This is a genomic window from Caballeronia fortuita, assembly GCF_001544835.2.
GTDB lineage: Bacteria > Pseudomonadota > Gammaproteobacteria > Burkholderiales > Burkholderiaceae > Caballeronia > Caballeronia fortuita.
Genome location: NZ_FCNX02000002.1, coordinates 396,701 through 414,450, shown reverse-complemented (window position 1 = coordinate 414,450; position 17,750 = coordinate 396,701). Strand labels below are relative to the sequence as shown.

16 protein-coding genes are annotated in these 17,750 nt (G+C 64.5%); 10 read left to right on the top strand and 6 right to left on the bottom strand.

What is annotated here, in order from left to right; genetic code table 11:
• Window positions 1-31 precede the first annotated feature (31 nt).
• Both AWB77_RS06135 and AWB77_RS06130 read right to left on the bottom strand, forming a co-directional pair.
• The gene (locus AWB77_RS06135) at window positions 32-1,048 is read right to left on the bottom strand and encodes an ABC transporter substrate-binding protein (RefSeq protein ID WP_061133694.1); all 1,017 of its coding nucleotides are present in this window, start codon (window positions 1,046-1,048) and stop codon (window positions 32-34) included.
• A gap of 118 nt (window positions 1,049-1,166) precedes the next feature.
• Entirely contained in the window at window positions 1,167-2,255 is a 1,089-nt protein-coding gene (locus AWB77_RS06130) for a LacI family DNA-binding transcriptional regulator (RefSeq protein WP_244158449.1), read from the bottom strand.
• 209 nt (window positions 2,256-2,464) lie between these two features.
• Between AWB77_RS06130 and AWB77_RS06125 the strand changes: the two genes are divergently transcribed.
• Window positions 2,465-3,265 carry a phytanoyl-CoA dioxygenase family protein gene (locus AWB77_RS06125; RefSeq protein ID WP_061133491.1) on the top strand — a complete coding sequence of 267 codons (801 nt, stop codon included), beginning with the start codon at window positions 2,465-2,467 and terminating at the stop codon, window positions 3,263-3,265.
• On the top strand, window positions 3,262-4,209 hold the full coding sequence (locus AWB77_RS06120) for an aldose 1-epimerase (protein ID WP_061133490.1): 948 nt from the start codon (window positions 3,262-3,264) through the stop codon (window positions 4,207-4,209). The genes AWB77_RS06125 and AWB77_RS06120 overlap by 4 nt, the downstream gene beginning before the upstream one ends.
• Here AWB77_RS06120 and AWB77_RS06115 read toward each other — a convergent pair.
• The 3 genes from AWB77_RS06115 to AWB77_RS06105 all read right to left on the bottom strand — a co-directional run bounded on the left by AWB77_RS06115 (window position 4,203) and on the right by AWB77_RS06105 (window position 5,393).
• Window positions 4,203-4,529 carry a hypothetical protein gene (locus AWB77_RS06115; RefSeq protein ID WP_061133489.1) on the bottom strand — a complete coding sequence of 109 codons (327 nt, stop codon included), beginning with the start codon at window positions 4,527-4,529 and terminating at the stop codon, window positions 4,203-4,205. The genes AWB77_RS06120 and AWB77_RS06115 overlap by 7 nt on opposite strands.
• Window positions 4,530-4,772: 243 nt before the next feature.
• Window positions 4,773-5,069 (bottom strand): hypothetical protein, encoded by a 297-nt coding sequence (locus AWB77_RS06110; protein ID WP_063936486.1) that lies wholly within the window; start codon window positions 5,067-5,069, stop codon window positions 4,773-4,775.
• A gap of 102 nt (window positions 5,070-5,171) precedes the next feature.
• Window positions 5,172-5,393 (bottom strand): hypothetical protein, encoded by a 222-nt coding sequence (locus AWB77_RS06105; RefSeq protein ID WP_061133487.1) that lies wholly within the window; start codon window positions 5,391-5,393, stop codon window positions 5,172-5,174.
• A 113-nt stretch (window positions 5,394-5,506) separates the two neighbouring features.
• Here AWB77_RS06105 and AWB77_RS06100 point away from each other — a divergent pair, with 113 nt between their 5' ends.
• Together AWB77_RS06100 and AWB77_RS06095 are read left to right on the top strand one after the other, a co-directional pair.
• Window positions 5,507-6,718, top strand: a complete 1,212-nt coding sequence (locus AWB77_RS06100) for a putative DNA modification/repair radical SAM protein (RefSeq protein WP_061133486.1) — start codon at window positions 5,507-5,509, stop codon at window positions 6,716-6,718.
• Between the two features lie 3 nt (window positions 6,719-6,721).
• Window positions 6,722-8,140: a UdgX family uracil-DNA binding protein gene (locus AWB77_RS06095; RefSeq protein WP_061133485.1), complete on the top strand. Its 1,419-nt coding sequence runs from the start codon at window positions 6,722-6,724 to the stop codon at window positions 8,138-8,140.
• Between the two features lie 6 nt (window positions 8,141-8,146).
• Here the strand turns inward: AWB77_RS06095 and AWB77_RS06090 are convergent, their stop codons facing one another.
• Entirely contained in the window at window positions 8,147-8,935 is a 789-nt protein-coding gene (locus tag AWB77_RS06090) for an SDR family NAD(P)-dependent oxidoreductase (protein WP_061133484.1), read from the bottom strand.
• A gap of 262 nt (window positions 8,936-9,197) precedes the next feature.
• On the opposite strand from AWB77_RS06090, the gene AWB77_RS06085 reads away from it, so the two are divergent.
• The 6 genes from AWB77_RS06085 to AWB77_RS06060 all read left to right on the top strand — a co-directional run bounded on the left by AWB77_RS06085 (window position 9,198) and on the right by AWB77_RS06060 (window position 17,714).
• Entirely contained in the window at window positions 9,198-9,998 is an 801-nt protein-coding gene (locus AWB77_RS06085) for a DUF4410 domain-containing protein (protein WP_061133483.1), read from the top strand.
• Between the two features lie 78 nt (window positions 9,999-10,076).
• A complete protein-coding gene (gene cls, locus AWB77_RS06080) occupies window positions 10,077-11,348 on the top strand; it encodes a cardiolipin synthase (protein WP_061133482.1) in 1,272 nt (423 codons plus the stop codon).
• Window positions 11,349-11,458: 110 nt separating this feature from the next.
• On the top strand, window positions 11,459-13,522 hold the full coding sequence (locus AWB77_RS06075; protein WP_061133481.1) for a putative bifunctional diguanylate cyclase/phosphodiesterase: 2,064 nt from the start codon (window positions 11,459-11,461) through the stop codon (window positions 13,520-13,522).
• Window positions 13,523-13,555: 33 nt separating this feature from the next.
• A complete protein-coding gene (locus AWB77_RS06070) occupies window positions 13,556-14,776 on the top strand; it encodes a hypothetical protein (RefSeq protein WP_061133480.1) in 1,221 nt (406 codons plus the stop codon).
• A 36-nt stretch (window positions 14,777-14,812) separates the two neighbouring features.
• A complete protein-coding gene (locus AWB77_RS06065) occupies window positions 14,813-15,451 on the top strand; it encodes a Vgb family protein (RefSeq protein WP_061133479.1) in 639 nt (212 codons plus the stop codon).
• A 142-nt stretch (window positions 15,452-15,593) separates the two neighbouring features.
• Window positions 15,594-17,714, top strand: a complete 2,121-nt coding sequence (locus AWB77_RS06060) for a hybrid sensor histidine kinase/response regulator (protein WP_208601495.1) — start codon at window positions 15,594-15,596, stop codon at window positions 17,712-17,714.
• The last annotated feature ends 36 nt before the right edge of the window (window positions 17,715-17,750 follow it).

Here is a 17,750-nt window from a genome sequence, read left to right as displayed (position 1 = left end):
GTCTGGCGCTCGCAAGTCACACACGCTTCGCTCAGTACCCGTATTGCATGCTCGCGTCGACGTTGCTCTTGTCGTAGAAGCGATCCGAGACCTTCACCCACGGCGGAATCGTTTCGCCCTTCGCGTACTTCTGCGCGACATCGCATGCGAGCGGGCCGAAGAACGGGCTCGACTGCACGCTCGCGCCGAGCTCGCCCGCCTTGATCGCTTCGAGGCCGCCCTTCGTGCCGTCGATCGTCACGAGGATGATGTCCTTGCCCGGCTGTTTGCCCGCGGCCTTGATCGCGGCGATCGCGCCGAGCGCCATCTCGTCGTTGTGCGCGTAGACGGCGGTCACATCCGGATGCGCCTGCAGCAGCGTTTCCATCACCTGACGGCCCTTGTCGCGTGCGAAATCGCCGCTCTGCGATGCGACGATCTTCATGCCCGAATTCTTCGCGATGACATCGTCGAAGCCCTTCTTGCGGTCGTTCGCGGCGGAAGCGCCCGTCGAGCCTTCCAGTTCGATGATCGTGGCCTTCCCGTTGGTCGCTTTCACGAGCCAGTCGGCGGCGCGTTGACCCTGATCGATGAAGTCCGAGCCGATGAACGTGATGTAGTCCTTGCCCGCCTTCGCCATCGACTGATCGATGTTGCGGTCGACGAGGATCACCGGAATGCCCGCCTTCTTCGCCTGCATCACGACCGGCACGAGCGGCTTCTCTTCACGCGGCGGGAACACGAGCAGATCGACGTGCTGCGCGATCATGCTCTGAATATCCGAGACCTGCTTCGCGGCCGAACTGTTGGCGTCGGTCATGACCATCTGCCAGCCGCATTTCGCGGCGATGTCCTTGAAACTTTTCGTTTCCGCGAGACGCCACGGGTTGTTGCTCTCGGTCTGCGCGAAGCCGACCTTCAGCGGTTTCTTGTTCGGGATCTTCGGCAGGCCGTCGTCGGCGGCGTGCGCGGCGGTGAAGCCGGCAGTCAACGTGAGCGCGGTCAGTGCGGTCAGTGCGGCAGCGAGCGGGCGCAGGCCCAGGCGCGATTTCTTCTCTAGCGACAGCATGTCTTCCTCCATGGAATGGTTTGCCTTTTTCTAGTAGTGCCGATGCTTGTGGTGCCCGGTCTGCCTCTGCGAGAGTGATGCGAACTTCGGCGATTATTTCATCGCGTTTTATTAACGGTCAATCGCTAATATTATTAATTGCGAGCTGTTTCGCCTCGGTGATTTCCCTTACGGAACCGCGTTCGATCAACGGTCCGTCGAGCTTGACGGTGCGGCGCCGAACCGGCGCGCCCGCCGCGCGATTCTCTTCTTCTTGAAGCAATGTCTCGACGGCCCAGCGGCCCAGATCGTAGTTCGGCAGCACGACGGTCGACAGCGGCGGATGCGTATGGCGCGCGATTTCCTGATCGTCGTAACCGAGCACCGAGACATCGTCCGGCACGCGCAGGCCGAGTTGTTTCAGCGCCTCGATCGCGCCGAGCGCCATCAGATCGTTGGCGCAGAAGATCGCGGTCGGCGGATTCGGCTCGCGCATCAGCGCCAGCGTCTGCTCGAAGCCGGTGTCCGGGCTCCAGTCGCCCTCGCGCACGAGTTCCGGCGCGTACGGCAGATCGGCGGTCGCGAGCGCGGTCCGATAACCCTTCAGCCGATCGCGCGCCGCGTCCTGCCACGGCTCGCCGTTGATATAGCCGATGCGCTTGTGGCCCGCTGCCAGCAGATGATCCGTCGCCGTGTGCCCGCCCGCGACCTCCGCGGGCACGACCGACGACACGCTCGCATCGCTCGTATAGCAGTTGAGCAGCACGGTCGGCACGCGCGCGAGCGCCGCAGGCAACGTCACGCGGCGCGTATAGACCGTCGCGTAGATCACGCCGAGCACGTTCGGATTGCCGAGCGTCGCGTCGAGCACGCGCGCCTCGATCTGGGCGTTGCCGTGCGTCGAATAGACCGCAAGCATGCGCCCGTTGGCGAACGCGGCATCGCGCGCGCCGTCGATGCTCACGACCGGATGAGGACTCGTCGAGATCTCATCGGCGAGATAGACGATGAGATTGCGTTCGCTCTGGCTCTCGAGCGCGGCGACCGGCTCGCGCTGCGTCATGCGGTAGCCGAGATCCTGCGCGGCGCGCAGCACCTTGTCGCGCGTCGTGTCGGAAAACTTCGCGCCGCTCGCGTTGTTCAGCACGAGCGAAACCGTCGATTGCGAGACTCCGGTGAGCTTCGCGATGTCGGTCATCGTCGGGCGGCGTTGAGTGGTTTTTTTCATGGTGCGCGTCACTTTGGGCGGCTGAACGCTATGTGGATCAGGTCCCTGATTTCTGCCACTAATATTAGTGATGAACGCTGCGGAAAGCACGGATTTATTGGTCATTGAGCGTCGGGGTTTTCACCAGTTATTACTAATAAAATTGACGAACCGATTACATGCGTGCGATTCTGGATTCGATCAAAGGGTTCGTTACAAGGAGACATTGCATGGGCAAGTACGACGACAGCACGCGAGACGCGCTCGCCGAAGCATTCGAACGAGACGGCTTCGTGCTGCTGCGCGAGCACTTCCCGCGCGCGGCGATCGAAGCCTGGCGCGATGCGTTCGCGCCGCTTTTGCAACCGCACGTCGATGCGGCGCGCGAGGCATCGGCGAGCGGCAATCGCGGGCCGGGCCGCTATTACGTCACGCTGCCGTTCGAAGGCGAGTTCGCGGACCCGTCGATCTTTTGCGACGAAGACATCGTCGGCATCGTCGAGCGCGTGGCCGGACCGGATCCGGTGATGTGCCAGCTCGCCACCGATACGCCCGTGCGCGGGTCCGAATTTCAGGACTGGCATCGCGACACGCCGCCGCTTTTCGATGACGCGCCGGAAACGCCGTCGTTCCAGCTCGCGGTGAATTTCCCGCTCGTCGATGTCGATGACCGCAACGGTCCGCTTGAAACGACGCGCGGCACGCATCGCATGTCGCGCGACGATGCGCTGGCCGGTCTGGAAGCAGGGCGCTTCGCGGCGGAGCGCGTGCCGATGCGCGTCGGCGACGTCATGATTCGCGACGTGCGCGGTCTGCATCGCGGCACGCCGAATCTCATCGATGAGCCGCGGCCGATGGTCGTGATCGGCTATAGCCGCGCGTGGTATTTCCGGCCCGAAGTGCAGATCCAGGTGCCGCGCGACGTGTTGGCCGCTTTGCCCGCGCGGGCGCGGCGTCTCTTGCGCTTCAATCCACTCGTCGACAAGACGCCGCGCACCTTCGATGAAAGCTACCGGCAGTTCGCATATTGAGCGCCGCGCCGGACACGCTCGTCGAGCTGCGCCATGGCGCGCGGCGCGTGCTGCTCGCGCCGCATGTGGGCGGATCGATCGCGGCCTTCGATGAATCACGCGACGGCCGCTCGATCGACTGGCTGCGTCCCGCGACGCCTGCTGCGCTCGCCGCGCGCGATCCGCTCGGCATGGCGAGCTTTCCGCTCTTGCCGTATTGCAACCGTGTCCGCGATGCGCGCTTTTGCTTCGACGGCGCGCTCGTCGATCTTTCCGGCGATGGCAATGCGTTCGCGCACGCGCTGCACGGCAACGCGTGGCGTCTGCCGTGGCGAGTGGGCGACGTGTCGGAGTCGCGCGCGCGTTTGCATTTTTTGCACGAGCCTTCGCGCGATGCCGCGCGGCATTGGCCGTTCGCATACGAGGCGACGCAGGACATCGCGCTCGATGCCAGCACGCTAACGGTCACGCTGTCCGCGCGCAATCTGTCCGATCGGCCAATGCCGTTTGGCATGGGGCATCACCCTTACTATCCGCGCACGCGCAACACGCGCGTGCATGCGCGCGTCGCGGCGATGTGGCATAGCACGCCCGATCTGCTGCCGACGCACGCGGGACCGCATCCGTCCGTCGGCGCGATGGCGTCGGAACAAGGCATGTCCGCCGATGCCTTCGATCTCGACAACAACTTCGCCGGCTGGTCGCGCACGGCGACGATCGCATGGCCCGACGAAGCGCGGGCGATCACCCTCAGCGCCGATGCGCCGTTCCATCACATGGTGGTGTACGCGCCGGCGTCGCACCCCGATCTGCTGTGCGTCGAGCCGGTGAGCAACGTGGCGGACTGGATCAACCTCGATGTCGACCGCGCGCTGAAGGGCGGCGCGGTGCTCGAGCCGGGCGAGTCGGTCAGCGCGAAGTTCGCCTGGACGACTCGCGTGGAAAATAGCGCCGGCGCTTATTGACCGAAGAACGTCTTGCAGCTCGCCGCGCTGCAGCCGCTGTCGCCGTCGTTGTAGCCGTCACGATGTCCGCTCGCGGAGGCGGGTTTCATGCCGCCGTATGCACTGTCGTCGCCGGATGCTTGTTGCGGGGCGGCTGCGGTTTGCGCGGGCATGTCGGCGGTCGAGTCTAGCGACATGTATATCGGACGCATCGTCTGAACGAGTTGCTGCGCGTCGGCGGGCATGCCCTGAGCCTGCGCCACGCCGATCGCGACCAAATTGGCCGCGACCGCAATTGCGGCCATTATCGCGAGAAGTTTGCGGTTGATCCTTGCCTTCATGTTCCAGCTCCTTGAAACGAATGCACAAGCAGCCGGGAACGCGATTCTCGGACTCCTTGCAGCTTTGTCGATGAACAGGTGATCGAGCGCGCATGATTCACACGTCGCTCAGCGACTAAGTTACGGCGATGCGGGAGCGGGAAAAATCCCTATGTCGGAGGGATGCTTTGGAGGGGAGCAATTGAAAACGCGCCCGGGCTTCGCGAAAAAGCCGGGCGCGCTGGAAAAGCTGGAGCAATACGCTTAGTTCGAGTTCGAAGCGCCGCCGTTCGACATGCCCGAACCGGAACTGCTCTTCTTGTTCTTGTGCATCTTGCTGCTGCCTTGCGACGAGCCCATCGTATTCGAGCCCGATGCGCCCGACGTCGAACCCGTCACGCCATTGCTATTCGGCGTGCCCATGCCGGTGCCGCCTTGTCCGGCGCCGTTCCCGCCCGCCGTGCCGCCGCCGGCACCGCCGCCCGCGCCCTGCGCGAACGCCGCACCCGACAGACTCAGAATCATGGCCGAAACAAGCAGACCTCTCTTTGCGCTCTTCATGGTGTCCTCCCGTTGATCGATAATCTTGATGCGCGCCGCCTTGCAGGAAGCGGCGGCGTCGCACTTCGTCAAGCGCAATCGCCGTGCCGGGAGAAGACGTGGTTATGCAAGCGCCTCGTCACACCATTCGATAGCCCACGCTCTCGCGCAATGCACGGCGTCTGATTCGCTCGTGAACGCATCCAGCTCGCCGGATTCGAAGACTTCCACGTGCGCCGTATGTTCTGCCGGCGAACGCGTAATGCGGGCGTGCGCGTAGTAGCTGCCGTCCTCATCGTGATGCGCGGTGCAATCGATGTGAAACGTCTTGTAGTCGAATCGCATAAAGGGCTCCGTGTGAGCGTTCGAGGGCAGGCGCGAAGCGTGCGCAAAGGTTTTTGCGTTTGACTCCAATGCCTTTGTGACGTACTGTATAAACATACAGTATCATACTCAAGATGGATCTCTCCGAAAAGCTCGAAATTCTCGCCGACGCCGCCAAGTACGACGCGTCCTGTGCGAGCGGCGGCGCGCCCAAGCGCGAGTCGCGCGGTATCGACGGCCTCGGCGCGAGTACCGGTTCAGGCATCTGCCATAGCTTCACGCCCGACGGGCGCTGCGTCTCGCTGCTCAAAATTCTGCTGACGAACTTTTGTCTCTACGACTGCCGCTACTGCATCAATCGCAGGTCGAGCAACGTGCCGCGCGCGCGCTTCACGCCGGAGGAAGTCGTCAACCTGACGCTGGATTTTTATCGCCGCAATTACATCGACGGTCTGTTTCTCAGCTCCGGCGTGATTCGTTCATCGAACTACACGATGGAGCAACTTGCGCTCGTCGCGAAGACGTTGCGCGAGAAGCATCGGTTTCGCGGCTATATCCATCTGAAGACGATCCCCGATGCCGACCCCGAGATCATCGCGCAAGCTGGACGCTACGCGGATCGCCTGAGCGTGAACATCGAACTGCCGACGGAAATCAGTCTCGAACGGCTCGCGCCGGAGAAAAGCGGCCGCACGATCAAGCTGGCGATGGGCAATATCCGCGTCGCACGCGAGGAGTCGCAGGCGGAGCCGCGCGCGCCGAAGTTCGCGCCGGCGGGGCAGAGCACGCAGATGATCGTCGGCGCCGACGAAACCGACGATCGCACGATCCTTGGCACCGCCGAAACGCTTTACGGCTCTTACCAGTTGAAGCGCGTCTACTACTCGGCGTTCAGTCCGATCCCCGATAGTCCTTCGGGCGTGCCGTCGAAAGCGCCACCGCTGTTGCGCGAGCATCGGCTGTATCAGGCGGATTTTCTGATGCGGGGTTACGGTTTCGCCGCCGCCGAACTGCTGGGCGACGCCGGCAATCTGCCGCTCGATGTCGATCCGAAACTCGCATGGGCGCTCGCGCATCGCGAACGCTTTCCGGTCGACCTGAACGTCGCGCCGGCGCGCATGATCGCCCGCGTGCCGGGCATCGGCATGCGCAATGCGAAGCGCATCGTCGAGTTGCGGCGCGCGCGGCGCATCCGTTACGAAGACCTCGTGCGGCTGCGCTGCGGCATGGACAAGGTGAAGCCATTCGTCGTCACGGCGGATTATCGGCCGCCGCTCGCGGAAGCGCCGTCGGACAGCCTGCGGCGCGCGCTCGCCACGGGTCCGGTGCAGCTTTCGCTGATCTGATCGATGCGCGTCATCGTCATCGACGACGAATTCGATGCGTGGCGCGCAGCCGCGCTCGACGCGCTCGCGCAAAAGCTCGCGCCCGAATCGGTCGACTGGCGCACGGCGGCGCAAGCGGAGCCGGGGCTGTTCAACGAAGCGGCGCCCTCGGAGAAACAAGCGGCAGATGCGCCGCAGATTCGCGTGTCGCGCGAACTCGCCACGCTGCTGAAAGACGCCGCGCACTTTCGCGATCCGCGGCGCTGGAGCTTTCTCTATCGCGTGCTGTGGCGTTGGGCGCAAGGCGACCGCGCGGTTGCATCGCCCGCCGATGAAGACGGCGCGCGTCTCTACAAGATGGCGAAGTCCGTGCGCCGCGCGCAGCACGACATGATCGCGTACGTGCGTTTCCGGCAGCGCGACGCGTCGCTCGGCGCGCCCGAATACGTCGCGTGGTACGAGCCGGATCACGACGTGCTCGCCTGGGGCGCGGAGCATTTCGCGGCGCGCATGGGACGCTCGACCTGGCTCATCGCGACGCCCGACGGCGCAGCGATGTTCGACGGCGAGCATCTGCGCCTCGAGCGCCGCCGCGCGCTTGCATCGGAACATGCGACCGACGTGCCCGATGCCGCCGAAGCGCTCTGGATGACCTATTACCGCAGCATCTTCAATCCGGCGCGCCTGAACGAATCCGCGCTCGAACAACATATGCCGGTGCGTTTCTGGAAAGGTCTGCCGGAAGGCGCGCTGATTCCGAAGCTCGTGAGCGATGCGCGGGGCGGCGCGCGGCGCGTCGCGCAGGCACAAAGCGTCGGCGCGCTCGGCGGCAAGGCGGTGCAGGTCGATGCCCACGACGCCCAGCCCGAACGCGATGCGCCCACATCGCTCGACACCTGCCGCCGCTGCGATCTGTGGCGGCACGCGACGCAGGCGGTGCACGGCGCCGGTCCGTCCGATGCGCGCATCATGCTGCTCGGCGAACAGCCGGGCGATCAGGAGGATTTGAAGGGTGAGCCGTTCGTCGGACCGGCGGGACAACTGCTTCAGGACGCGATGCAACGCGCCGGCGTGGCGCGCGAGCAGGTTTATCTGACCAACGCGGTGAAGCATTTCAAATGGGAGCCGCGCGGCAAGCGGCGTCTGCACAAGACGCCCGCGCAGCAGGAGGTCGAAGCGTGTTCGTACTGGCTCGAGCAGGAACTGCACGATGTCGGCGCGCGCGTGATCGTCACGCTCGGCGCGACGGCGCTGGCCGCGCTCTTCGGCCGGCGCGCGACGCTTTCGGCGCATGTCGGGCGCGTGGTGCCGTATCGGGACAAGCTGGTCGTCGCGACGTATCACCCGTCGTATGCGCTGCGCCAGAACGACGAAGCTGCGCGCGAGAAAACCGTCGCGGACATCGTCGCGGCGCTGGAACTGGCCTCGTCGCTGAAGACGTAGCGGTGCTCAGAACGCTGCGCGCACGACACCGCCATCCGCGCGCAGGGCCGCGCCGTTCGTCGCCGATGAAAGCTCCGAGCACACGTACGCCACCATGTTGCCGATTTCCTCGGGCGTGATGAAGCGCTTGAGAATCGAGGTCGGCCGCGCTTCCTCGAAAAATTGCTTCTCGAATTCGCCGAAACTCTTGCCGCCCGACAGCTTTTCGACGAACTCCGTGACGCCTTCCGAACTCGTCGGCCCCGGCAACACCGAATTGACCGTGACGCCCGTGCCCGCGCAGGTTTCCGCGAGACCGCGCGCGAGCGAGATCTGTGCGGACTTCGTCACACCGTAATGAATCATCTCGACGGGAATCTGGATACCGCTCTCGCTGCTGATGAACACGACGCGGCCCCAGTTCTTCTCCTTCATCTTCGGCAGATACGCGCGCGACAGCCGCACGCCCGACATCACGTTGGTGCTGAAAAAGCGCAGCCATTCCTCGTCGGGGATGTCTTCGAACGCTTTCGGATCGAAGATGCCCATGTTGTTGACGAGAATGTCGACGTGCGGAAAACGCTTGACGAGTGCATCGACCTGAGCTGCGTCCGCGATGTCGCCGGCGAAGCCTTCGGCCTGCGCATCCGGCACGAGTTCGCGCAGCTTCGCGAGCGCCGCATCGACCGACGCCTGGGAACGGCCGTTAACGATCACGCGTGCGCCTTCGCGCGCGAGCGCGACCGCGATGGCATGACCGATGCCCTTGGTCGATCCGGATACCAGCGCGAGCTTGTTGCCGATCTTGAGATCCATGTCTGCTCCTTCGAACGGGTTTGTGATGAGCGCCGATGCTGCTTTGCGACGCGCTCCGGCGATGTTAACCACAAGTGCCGTTGCGCGCTGAAGCCGCGCCCGGCGAGCCTGCGCCGCCCATGAAACGCCGCGACATAAATGCTCGATGGCCTTCGCCGCGGTCATCGTCCATAGTTGCGTCCAGCGTGAAACGACGCACATGCAGCAGCGAGAAACGAGAGCCGTGTCACGCATCCACGAACCCATATACGAAAGGTGCACCATGTCCAACTCGATCAGATTCTCGTCGCTCAATACGGTTTTCAAGAAGGTGCGCGGTGCGGCGCTGGCGGGCTTCGTCGTCGGTACGGCGATCCTCGCGGGATGCGCCAGCAATCCGGCGCAGGCTTCGAGTCAATATGATCAAAACGCTCAATACGCGCAGACCGCCGCGGCCGCCGTTCGCCCTGACACGATCTACGTCTACACGTTCGCGAGCGATGCCAGCGACGTCAAGCTCGACGACCACGGCCTGATCTCGAAGATCGGCTCGGCGATGTCCGGCGATTCCACGGCGCAGAAGCAGGCGCAGGACGCCATTGCGGCGCGCGAGGAAGTCGCCAATGAAATCGTCGCGAAGCTCCAGTCGATGGGCCTGCCCGCGATTCGCACCGACGCGCCGCCGCCGCAGAATCAGAGCGTTCTAGTCGTCGAGGGCAGCATCAATACGATCGACGCGGGCAATCGCCGCCGCCGCGTGATGATCGGACTCGGTGCGGGCGAAAGCAAGGTCGGCGCGACGGTGCAACTCGTCTTCAAGCCCGCGAACGGCGCGCCGCAACTGCTCGAACAGTTCGACGCCAAAGCGGACAGCGGCCACGCGCCAGGCGTCGCGGAAATGGCGGGCGTCGGGGCCGCGGCGGGGCATGTGGCAAGCTCGCTCGCGGTGTCGGGGGGGCTGCACGCGGTATCGGAGAAGAAGCACGCGGATGTGTCGTCGGACGAAAAGCGCCTCGGCGACACGATCGCCAGGCAGATCGCCAAAGTCGGCCAGACGCAGGGCTGGATGCCGGCAAAAAGCTGAGCGAGGAACGGACATGCGCGGTCCGGAACCTGCTTGCACTATGATTCCGGACGAATGTTCGCTTCGTGAGGTCCGCGCATGCCAACGATTGCCCTGATTGTCCTGACCGTTGTGGTGACGCTCGTCATCGTGCTGGTGATTGCAAATCTGACGAGCGGCGAGAAGAAGATCGAGCACAAGATCGAACGGTTGTACGCCAGCGACGATCCGCAGTTTCTCCGCTCGATGGGCCTGCTGCTCGGACCGCCCGTCATCGGCGGCAACCGCTTCGAGGTGCTCGTGAACGGCGACGAGATCTTTCCGTCGATGCTCGAAGGCATCCGCTCCGCGCGCGCGACGATCACCTTCGAGACGTTCATCTACTGGTCGGGCGCGATCGGCGAGGACATCGCGCAGGCGTTGTCCGATAAAGCCCGCGAGGGAATCGCTGTGCATGTGCTGCTCGACTGGGTCGGCTCGTCGAAGATGGACAAGCGCTATCTGCGCATGTTGCGCGACGCGGGCGCGGAGGTCATCCAGTATCACAAGCCGCACTGGACCGGGCTCGGGCGCATGAACGACCGCACGCACCGCAAGCTGCTCGTGATCGACGGGCGCATCGGTTTCACGGGCGGCGTGGGCATCGCCGAGGAATGGACCGGACACGCGCAGGACGAAAAACACTGGCGCGACACGCATTTTCGCGTGGAAGGTCCGGCGGTCGGCCAGATGCAGGCCGTGTTCATGGACAACTGGATCAAGACGACGGGGAACGTGCTGCACGGGCCGCGCTATTTTCCGGACATCGAAGACGCGGGCGACGGCTGCGCGCACATGTTCAGCAGTTCGCCATCCGGCGGCAGCGACGACATGCAGCTCATGTATCTGCTCGCAATCACCGCCGCGACGCGCGCCATCCACTTGTCGAGCGCCTATTTCGTGCCGGACAAGCTGACGATCAACGCGATCGTCGAAGCGGCGAAACGCGGCGTGCGCGTGCGCATTATCACGCCGGGCAAGCGCATCGACACGCATACGGTGCGCGAGGCGTCGCGCGCGTGCTGGGGCGACCTGCTCGCGGCGGGCGTCGAAATGTTCGAATATCAGCCGACCATGTTTCACTGCAAGCTGATCGTCGTCGACGAATATCTGGTGTCGGTCGGCTCGACCAATTTCGACAGCCGCTCGTTCAAGCTGAACGACGAAGCGAATCTGAACATCTACGATCGCGACTTCGCGCGGCAGCAGACGGCCATTTTCGACGACGACGTCGCCCATGCGAAACGCATCACGCTCGACGACTGGCGCCGCCGTCCGCTGCGCGAAAAGCTGATCGACCGCGTGGTCGCGCTGCTCGATTCGCAGCTCTGACGTTTGCGCGCGACGCGTTGCGACTATTTCACGTTCGGAAGCTAAAGATCGCCACATGTCAGCCGATAAGACGCTCACGCAAACGAGTCTTCCCGGGTCTACTGGCAAACATGCACGGCACCTATAACCTCTGGCTGGTCGCGGCATCGCTGGTAGTCGCGACACTGGCTTCCTATACCGCGCTCGATATTTCAGGCCGCATCGCGTCGCTTGCGCGTTCGCGGATGCGCCATGTATGGATCGCGGGCGGCGCAGCGTCGATGGGGATCGGCATCTGGTCGATGCATTTCATCGGCGTGCTCGCTTTCGAACTGCCGATTCCGCTCGGCTACGACTTCAGGATCACCGCCGGATCGCTCGGCATCGCGGTGCTCGTGTCGTTCTTCGCGCTGCTCGTCATCACGAGCAGACAACTCACGGCAAAGCGCCTCGTCGTGAGCAGCCTGCTGATGGGCGCGGGCATCGCCGCGATGCATTACACGGGCGACGCCGCGATGCGCATGCGGCCGGCGATCACCTACGATCCGCGTCTGTTCGCGGCGTCGATCGTGATTGCAGTGGTGGCGTCGGGCGCGGCGCTGTGGATCGCGCACACGCTCTCCGATGCGAACCAGACGAACGTGCTCGCGAAGCGCGTGGGCTCGGCGCTCGTGATGGGACTTGCGATCACCGGCATGCACTACACGGGCAACGCGGCGGCGGAGTTCCTGCCGGGCTCGATTTGCGGCGCGGCCAACGACGTCGATGCGCGCTGGCTCGCGACGACCGTCGTGCTTTTCACGCTGGCGATTCTCATCATTACGCTCGTGCTGTCGCGGTTCGATGCGCGCACGGCGCTGCTCGTCGGGTCGGTGTCGCGTCTGAACGGCCAGATCGTGCGCATGGCGACCTTCGATACGCTCACGGACTTGCCGAATCGCCGCACGATGAACGAGCGCATCGACCGGGCGATCAGAAGCGCGAAGTACAGCGGCAGCCACTTCGCGATTCTTTTCATGGACCTCGACGGTTTCAAGACGATCAACGATTCGCTCGGCCACACGGTTGGCGACGAAGTGCTGAAGGCGTTCGCGCGACGTCTGCAGGATTGCGTGCGCGGCGGCGATACGGTGGCGCGTCTGGGCGGCGACGAGTTCGTCGTGATGCTCGAAAACCTGCATGCGCCGACCGATGCCGGGAAGATGGCCGAGCGCATCCTCGATACGATGAAGAAGGGCCTCGTCGTCGGGAATCATCCGTTGCAGGTGATGCCGAGCATCGGCATTGCGCTCTTTCCGCAGGACGGCGAGAGTGTCGAGTCGCTGCTCAAGCACGCGGACATCGCGATGTACGAGGCGAAGCGCGGCGGGCGCAGCACGTATCGCTTTTTCGAAGCGAGCATGAACGAGGCGGCGGTGCGTACGTTGCAGATCCAGCAGGCGTTGCACGAGGCGCTGAACGGCGGTCATTTCTATCTCCTGTTTCAGCCGAAGTTTCGCGGCAGGAGCGGCGAGCTGGCGGGCGCGGAGGCGTTGATCCGGCTGGATCATCCGCAGATCGGCACGCTGACGCCGCTCGAATTCATCCCGATCGCGGAGCGTTCCGGGCAGATCGTGCAGATCGGTTACTGGGTCGTGAGCGAGACTTGCCGGCATCTGTCGCGCTGGCTCGCGGACGGGCATCCTCCGGTGAAGGTGGCCATCAACCTGTCGCCGCGGCAGATGCACGAGGCGGACCTCGTCGCGAACATCATGCAGATCGTGCGCGAGCAGGGCGTCGCGAGCGATCAGATCATGTTCGAGATCACCGAGACGGTGGCGATGCAGGACGCGCCGCGCACCATCGAAATGATTCGCGCGTTTCAGGAGAACGGTTTTGAAATCGCCATCGACGATTTCGGCACGGGATACTCGAGTCTCGCGTATTTGCAGCGATTCAGGGCGAAGCAGTTGAAGATCGACCGGTTCTTTACGAATGGACTGGATGAAAATGGTCACGAGGGGCGCGCGATCGTATCGGCGATTATCGCGCTCGCGCATTCGCTCGATATGGATGTGGTCGCGGAAGGCGTCGAAACCGGGTCGCAGCTCGATCGCCTGCAAGACATGATGTGCGATGAAATGCAGGGGTTCTTGCTGGCGATGCCTTTGTCCGCCGATGCGTTCGGGGGAATGTTGGAGAAGGCTGTGGTTTGATCTTCGCGGAGCACGACATGCACCCACCTCCTTATGGACTCACTCATCACCGCCGCCGCGCGTGCGCTCGCGGCGGGTGATCCGCTCGGCGCGCTGAATCGCATTGCGCTGCGCGACGATGCAAACGCGCTCGCGTTGCGCGGCATCGCCATGGCGCAGCTCGGCGACTTCGTGCGTGCGCGTGCGCTCGTCAGGAGCGCGGCCCGCGCGTTCGGCACGAAGGAAGCGCTGGCGCGCTCGCGCTGCATCGTCGCGGAAGCGGAGATTGCGCTGGCATCGCGCGATCTCGCCTGGCCCGCGAAAGCGCTCGACCACGCGCGCGCAGTGCTCGAAGCACACGGCGATCACGCGAACGCCGCGCACGCGCGCTATCTGGAAGTGCGCCGCGCGCTGCTCATCGGACGTATCGACGATGCCGCGCGCATGCTCGCCGGGCTGGATCCCGCGACGCTTCCCGCTGCATCGCAAGCCGCGCACGAACTGATCGACGCGGGCATCGCCATGCGCCGCCTCGACACCCGCTCGGCGCGCGCGGCCCTCGAACGGGCAACGCTTGCCGCGCGGCAAGCCGCGATTCCCTCGCTCGCCGCAGAAGTCGACAGCGCGTGGCGCATCCTCGACGCGCCGGCCGCGCGTCTCATCGCGCAGGGAAGCGAGCGAATGCTGAAACTCGCGGATGTCGAAGCGCTGTTCGCATCCGATGCCTTCGTCGTCGATGCATGCCGTCTTTGCGTGCGTGAAAACGGCACGTCGATATCGCTCGCCACGCGCCCCGTCCTCTTCGCGCTTGCGCGCATGCTCGCGCAAGCCTGGCCCGGCGACGTCCCGCGCGACACGCTTATCCTGCGCGCGTTTCGCATCCGGCACGCGGACGAGACGCAGCGCGCACGGCTGCGCGTCGAGATCGGCCGGCTGCGCAGGATGCTTCACGCGCACGCAGGCATCGACGCGACGTCACGCGGCTTCGCGCTGAAGCCGCATCGCGCGCGCGAGGTAGCCGTGCTCGCGCTGCCTGTCGAAGACGCCTGCGCGCCGCTTCTCGCACTGCTCGCCGATGGCGAATCGTGGTCGAGCTCCGCGCTCGCCATCGCACTCGGTGCGAGCCAGCGCACGGTGCAGCGCGCGCTCGATGCGCTCGCGGCGAGCGGCAAGGCGCAATCGTTCGGGCGCGGCCGCGCGCGCCGCTGGACCACGCCGCCGATGCCCGGATTCACGACGGCCTTGTTACTCCCCGTCGAGCTGGCAAGCGATTAGCATGGACTCACGCAAGCATCCATCGGGAGACAGGCGATGAAACGGGCAAAGGCGGAAATCATCCGCGAATACGGGCCTTTTGCGGATACAGACGGCGTGCACGGCGTGACCTATGACGGCGAGCACGTATGGTTCGCCGCCGGCGATACGCTCAACGCCTTCGATCCCGAAAGCGGCGAGAAGACGCGCTCGCTGAATGTCGCGGCGCACGCGGGCACGGCGTTCGACGGCGAGCATCTGTTCCAGATCGCCGAGGACCGCATCCAGAAGATCGATCCCAAAACGGGCCGCGTCATCTCGACGATTCCCGCGCCCGGCGGCGGCGCGGACTCAGGGCTCGCGTGGGCCGAAGGCACGCTGTGGGTCGGCCAATACAACGCGCGCAGGATTCATCAGGTCGATCCCGACAACGGCGCGATCCTGCGCACCATCGAGTCGAATCGCTTCGTCACGGGCGTGACGTGGATCGACGGCGAACTGTGGCACGCGACATGGGAAGGCGACGAAAGCGAGCTGCGCCACATCGATGCGCAGTCGGGCGAAGTCATCGAGCGGCTGGAAATGCCGCAGGGCGCGGGCGTGTCGGGACTCGAATCGGACGGACGCGACCTCTTCTTTTGCGGCGGCGGGCGCACGGGCAAAGTGCGCGCTGTACGCAAGCCAAAGCGCGCCTGAACGTCCAGCTTTCGTCCGCTGCCGCGCGCGATGCATCCACGCGACGCTGCGGCCAAAAGCGCTTAAAGCTGCTGCGTTTAGCCTTTATGCTGTCGAATTCGCGAATGACCATGCGATTCTTCAGACAGGAAAGGGCTGGGCTTTGACTTCGAATATCTCCGATCATCGTCAACTCGATTCATGGATCGGCGAAATGGCGCGCGCCATTCGCGACTTCGACTGGGGCGCGACGCCGCTCGGACCCATCGACGCCTGGCCGCAAGTGCTGCGCTCGGTCGTGCAGATCATGCTGCGCAACGCATTGCCGATGGCCGTGCTATGGGGCGAAGAAGGCACGCTGCTCTACAACGACGCCTACGCGCGCTTTTCCGGCGGGCGTCATCCGGGCATTCTCGGCATGCCGATCGAAGCGGCGTGGCCCGAGGCGGCGGAGTTCAATCGCAATGTCGTCGATACCTGCCTGCGCGGCGAGTCGCTCTCTTATCACGACATCGGCTTCACGCTGCCGCGCGACGGGCACGACGCGCAAGTGTGGCTCGATCTGCACTACAGCCCGGTCGCGTCGAACGAAGGCGTGCCGGTCGGCGCGTTCGCGATCGTCGTCGACACGACCGCGCGCGTGCTGCTCGAACGCACGCGCGCGGACGCCGAAACGGCGTTTCGCGAAGCCGACGAGCGCCTGCAGCTCGCGCTCAATTCGGGCGCCGTGCTCGGCACCTTCGTCTGGGAGATTCAGGACAATCGCGTGAAAGGCGACGAACGCTTCGCGCGCACGTTTCTCTTCTCGCTCGACGAAGTGGCGACCGGCCTGCCGATCGAAGCCGCCTTCGCCAAGATCCATCCCGACGATCTCGAAGCCGTGACGGCGCTCATCGGGCGCACGTTGCGGGAGAACGTGCCGTTTCGCACCGAATACCGCATCCGCGCGCGCGATTCGGCGTGGACATGGATTCTCGCGGTTGGCCGCTGCGACTACGACGACAATGGCACGCCGACGCGTTTTCCCGGCGTCATCATCGACATTCACGATCGCAAGATCGCCGAAGAAAGTCTGCGCGAACTGACGCGCGATCTGGAACACAAGATCTCCGAGGCAGTGGCCGCGCGCACCGCGGTGGAAGCGCAGTTGCGTCAGAGCCTGAAGATGGAAGCGCTCGGCGCGGTGACGGGCGGCGTCGCGCACGACTTCAACAACACGCTGCAGGCAATCAGCGGCAACCTGCAATTGCTGCAATATCTGCCGCCGACCGACAGCCGCGTGCCCGAGCGCGTGCAGGCGGCGATGGAAGCCGTCCAGCGCGGCGCGAAGCTCGCGTCGCAACTGCTGTCGTTCGCGCGTCGCCAGCCGCAGTCGCCCGTCGTCATCAATCCGCGGCGTCTGTTCGACGAGATGCACGAGCTTTTGCAGCATGCCGTGGGGCCGTCGGTGTCGATCAGCACGCTGCTCGCCGGCCCCGCATGGAACTTCAGCGTCGACCGCAATCAATTGGAGAATGCGCTGCTCAATCTCGCCATCAATGCGCGCGATGCGATGCAGGGCGACGGCAAGTTCACGCTCGCAAGTTCGAACGAAGTGCTCGACGCGCAGGCGTGCGAGGGCAAGGACCTGCATCCGGGCGAATACGTCAAGCTCTCCGCATCCGATACCGGCGCGGGCATGGCGCCCGACGTCCTCGAACGCGCATTCGAGCCGTTCTTCACGACCAAGCCCGAAGGCCACGGCACGGGCCTCGGCCTCTCGATGGTGTTCGGCTTCGTCAAGCAATCGGGGGGGCATATCGCGGTATCGAGTTCGGTCGACGTGGGCACGACAGTCGAGATGTTCTTCCCGCGAAGCTTCGACGACGAAACCGCGCAGCCCAAAGCCATTGCGATGAGCGCGCCCACGGGCGGCGCGACGGTGCTCGTCGTCGACGACGATCCCGCGGTGCTGGCTTCGACGGTCGCGATTCTCGAAGCGATGCGCTACACGGTGCTGCGCGCCGCGAACGGCGATGCCGCGATCAGCGTGCTCGAAAGCGGCGTGAACGTCGATCTGATTCTCACGGACGTCGTGATGCCTGGCAAGACGAAGTGCGCGGACCTGGCGGAATGGGCCTTCACGCAGCGCAGGCCGGTGCCGGTGATCTACGTGTCGGGCTATACGCGCGACATCATTTCGCGCGACGGCGTGCTGCGGCCGAACGTGACCTTGCTGAGCAAGCCGTATCGCGCCGAAGCGCTCGCGAAGGAAATCGCGGGCGCGTTGAAGGGCGCGGGATGAACGTGCGATAAACGTGCAATAAACGTGCTATAACCG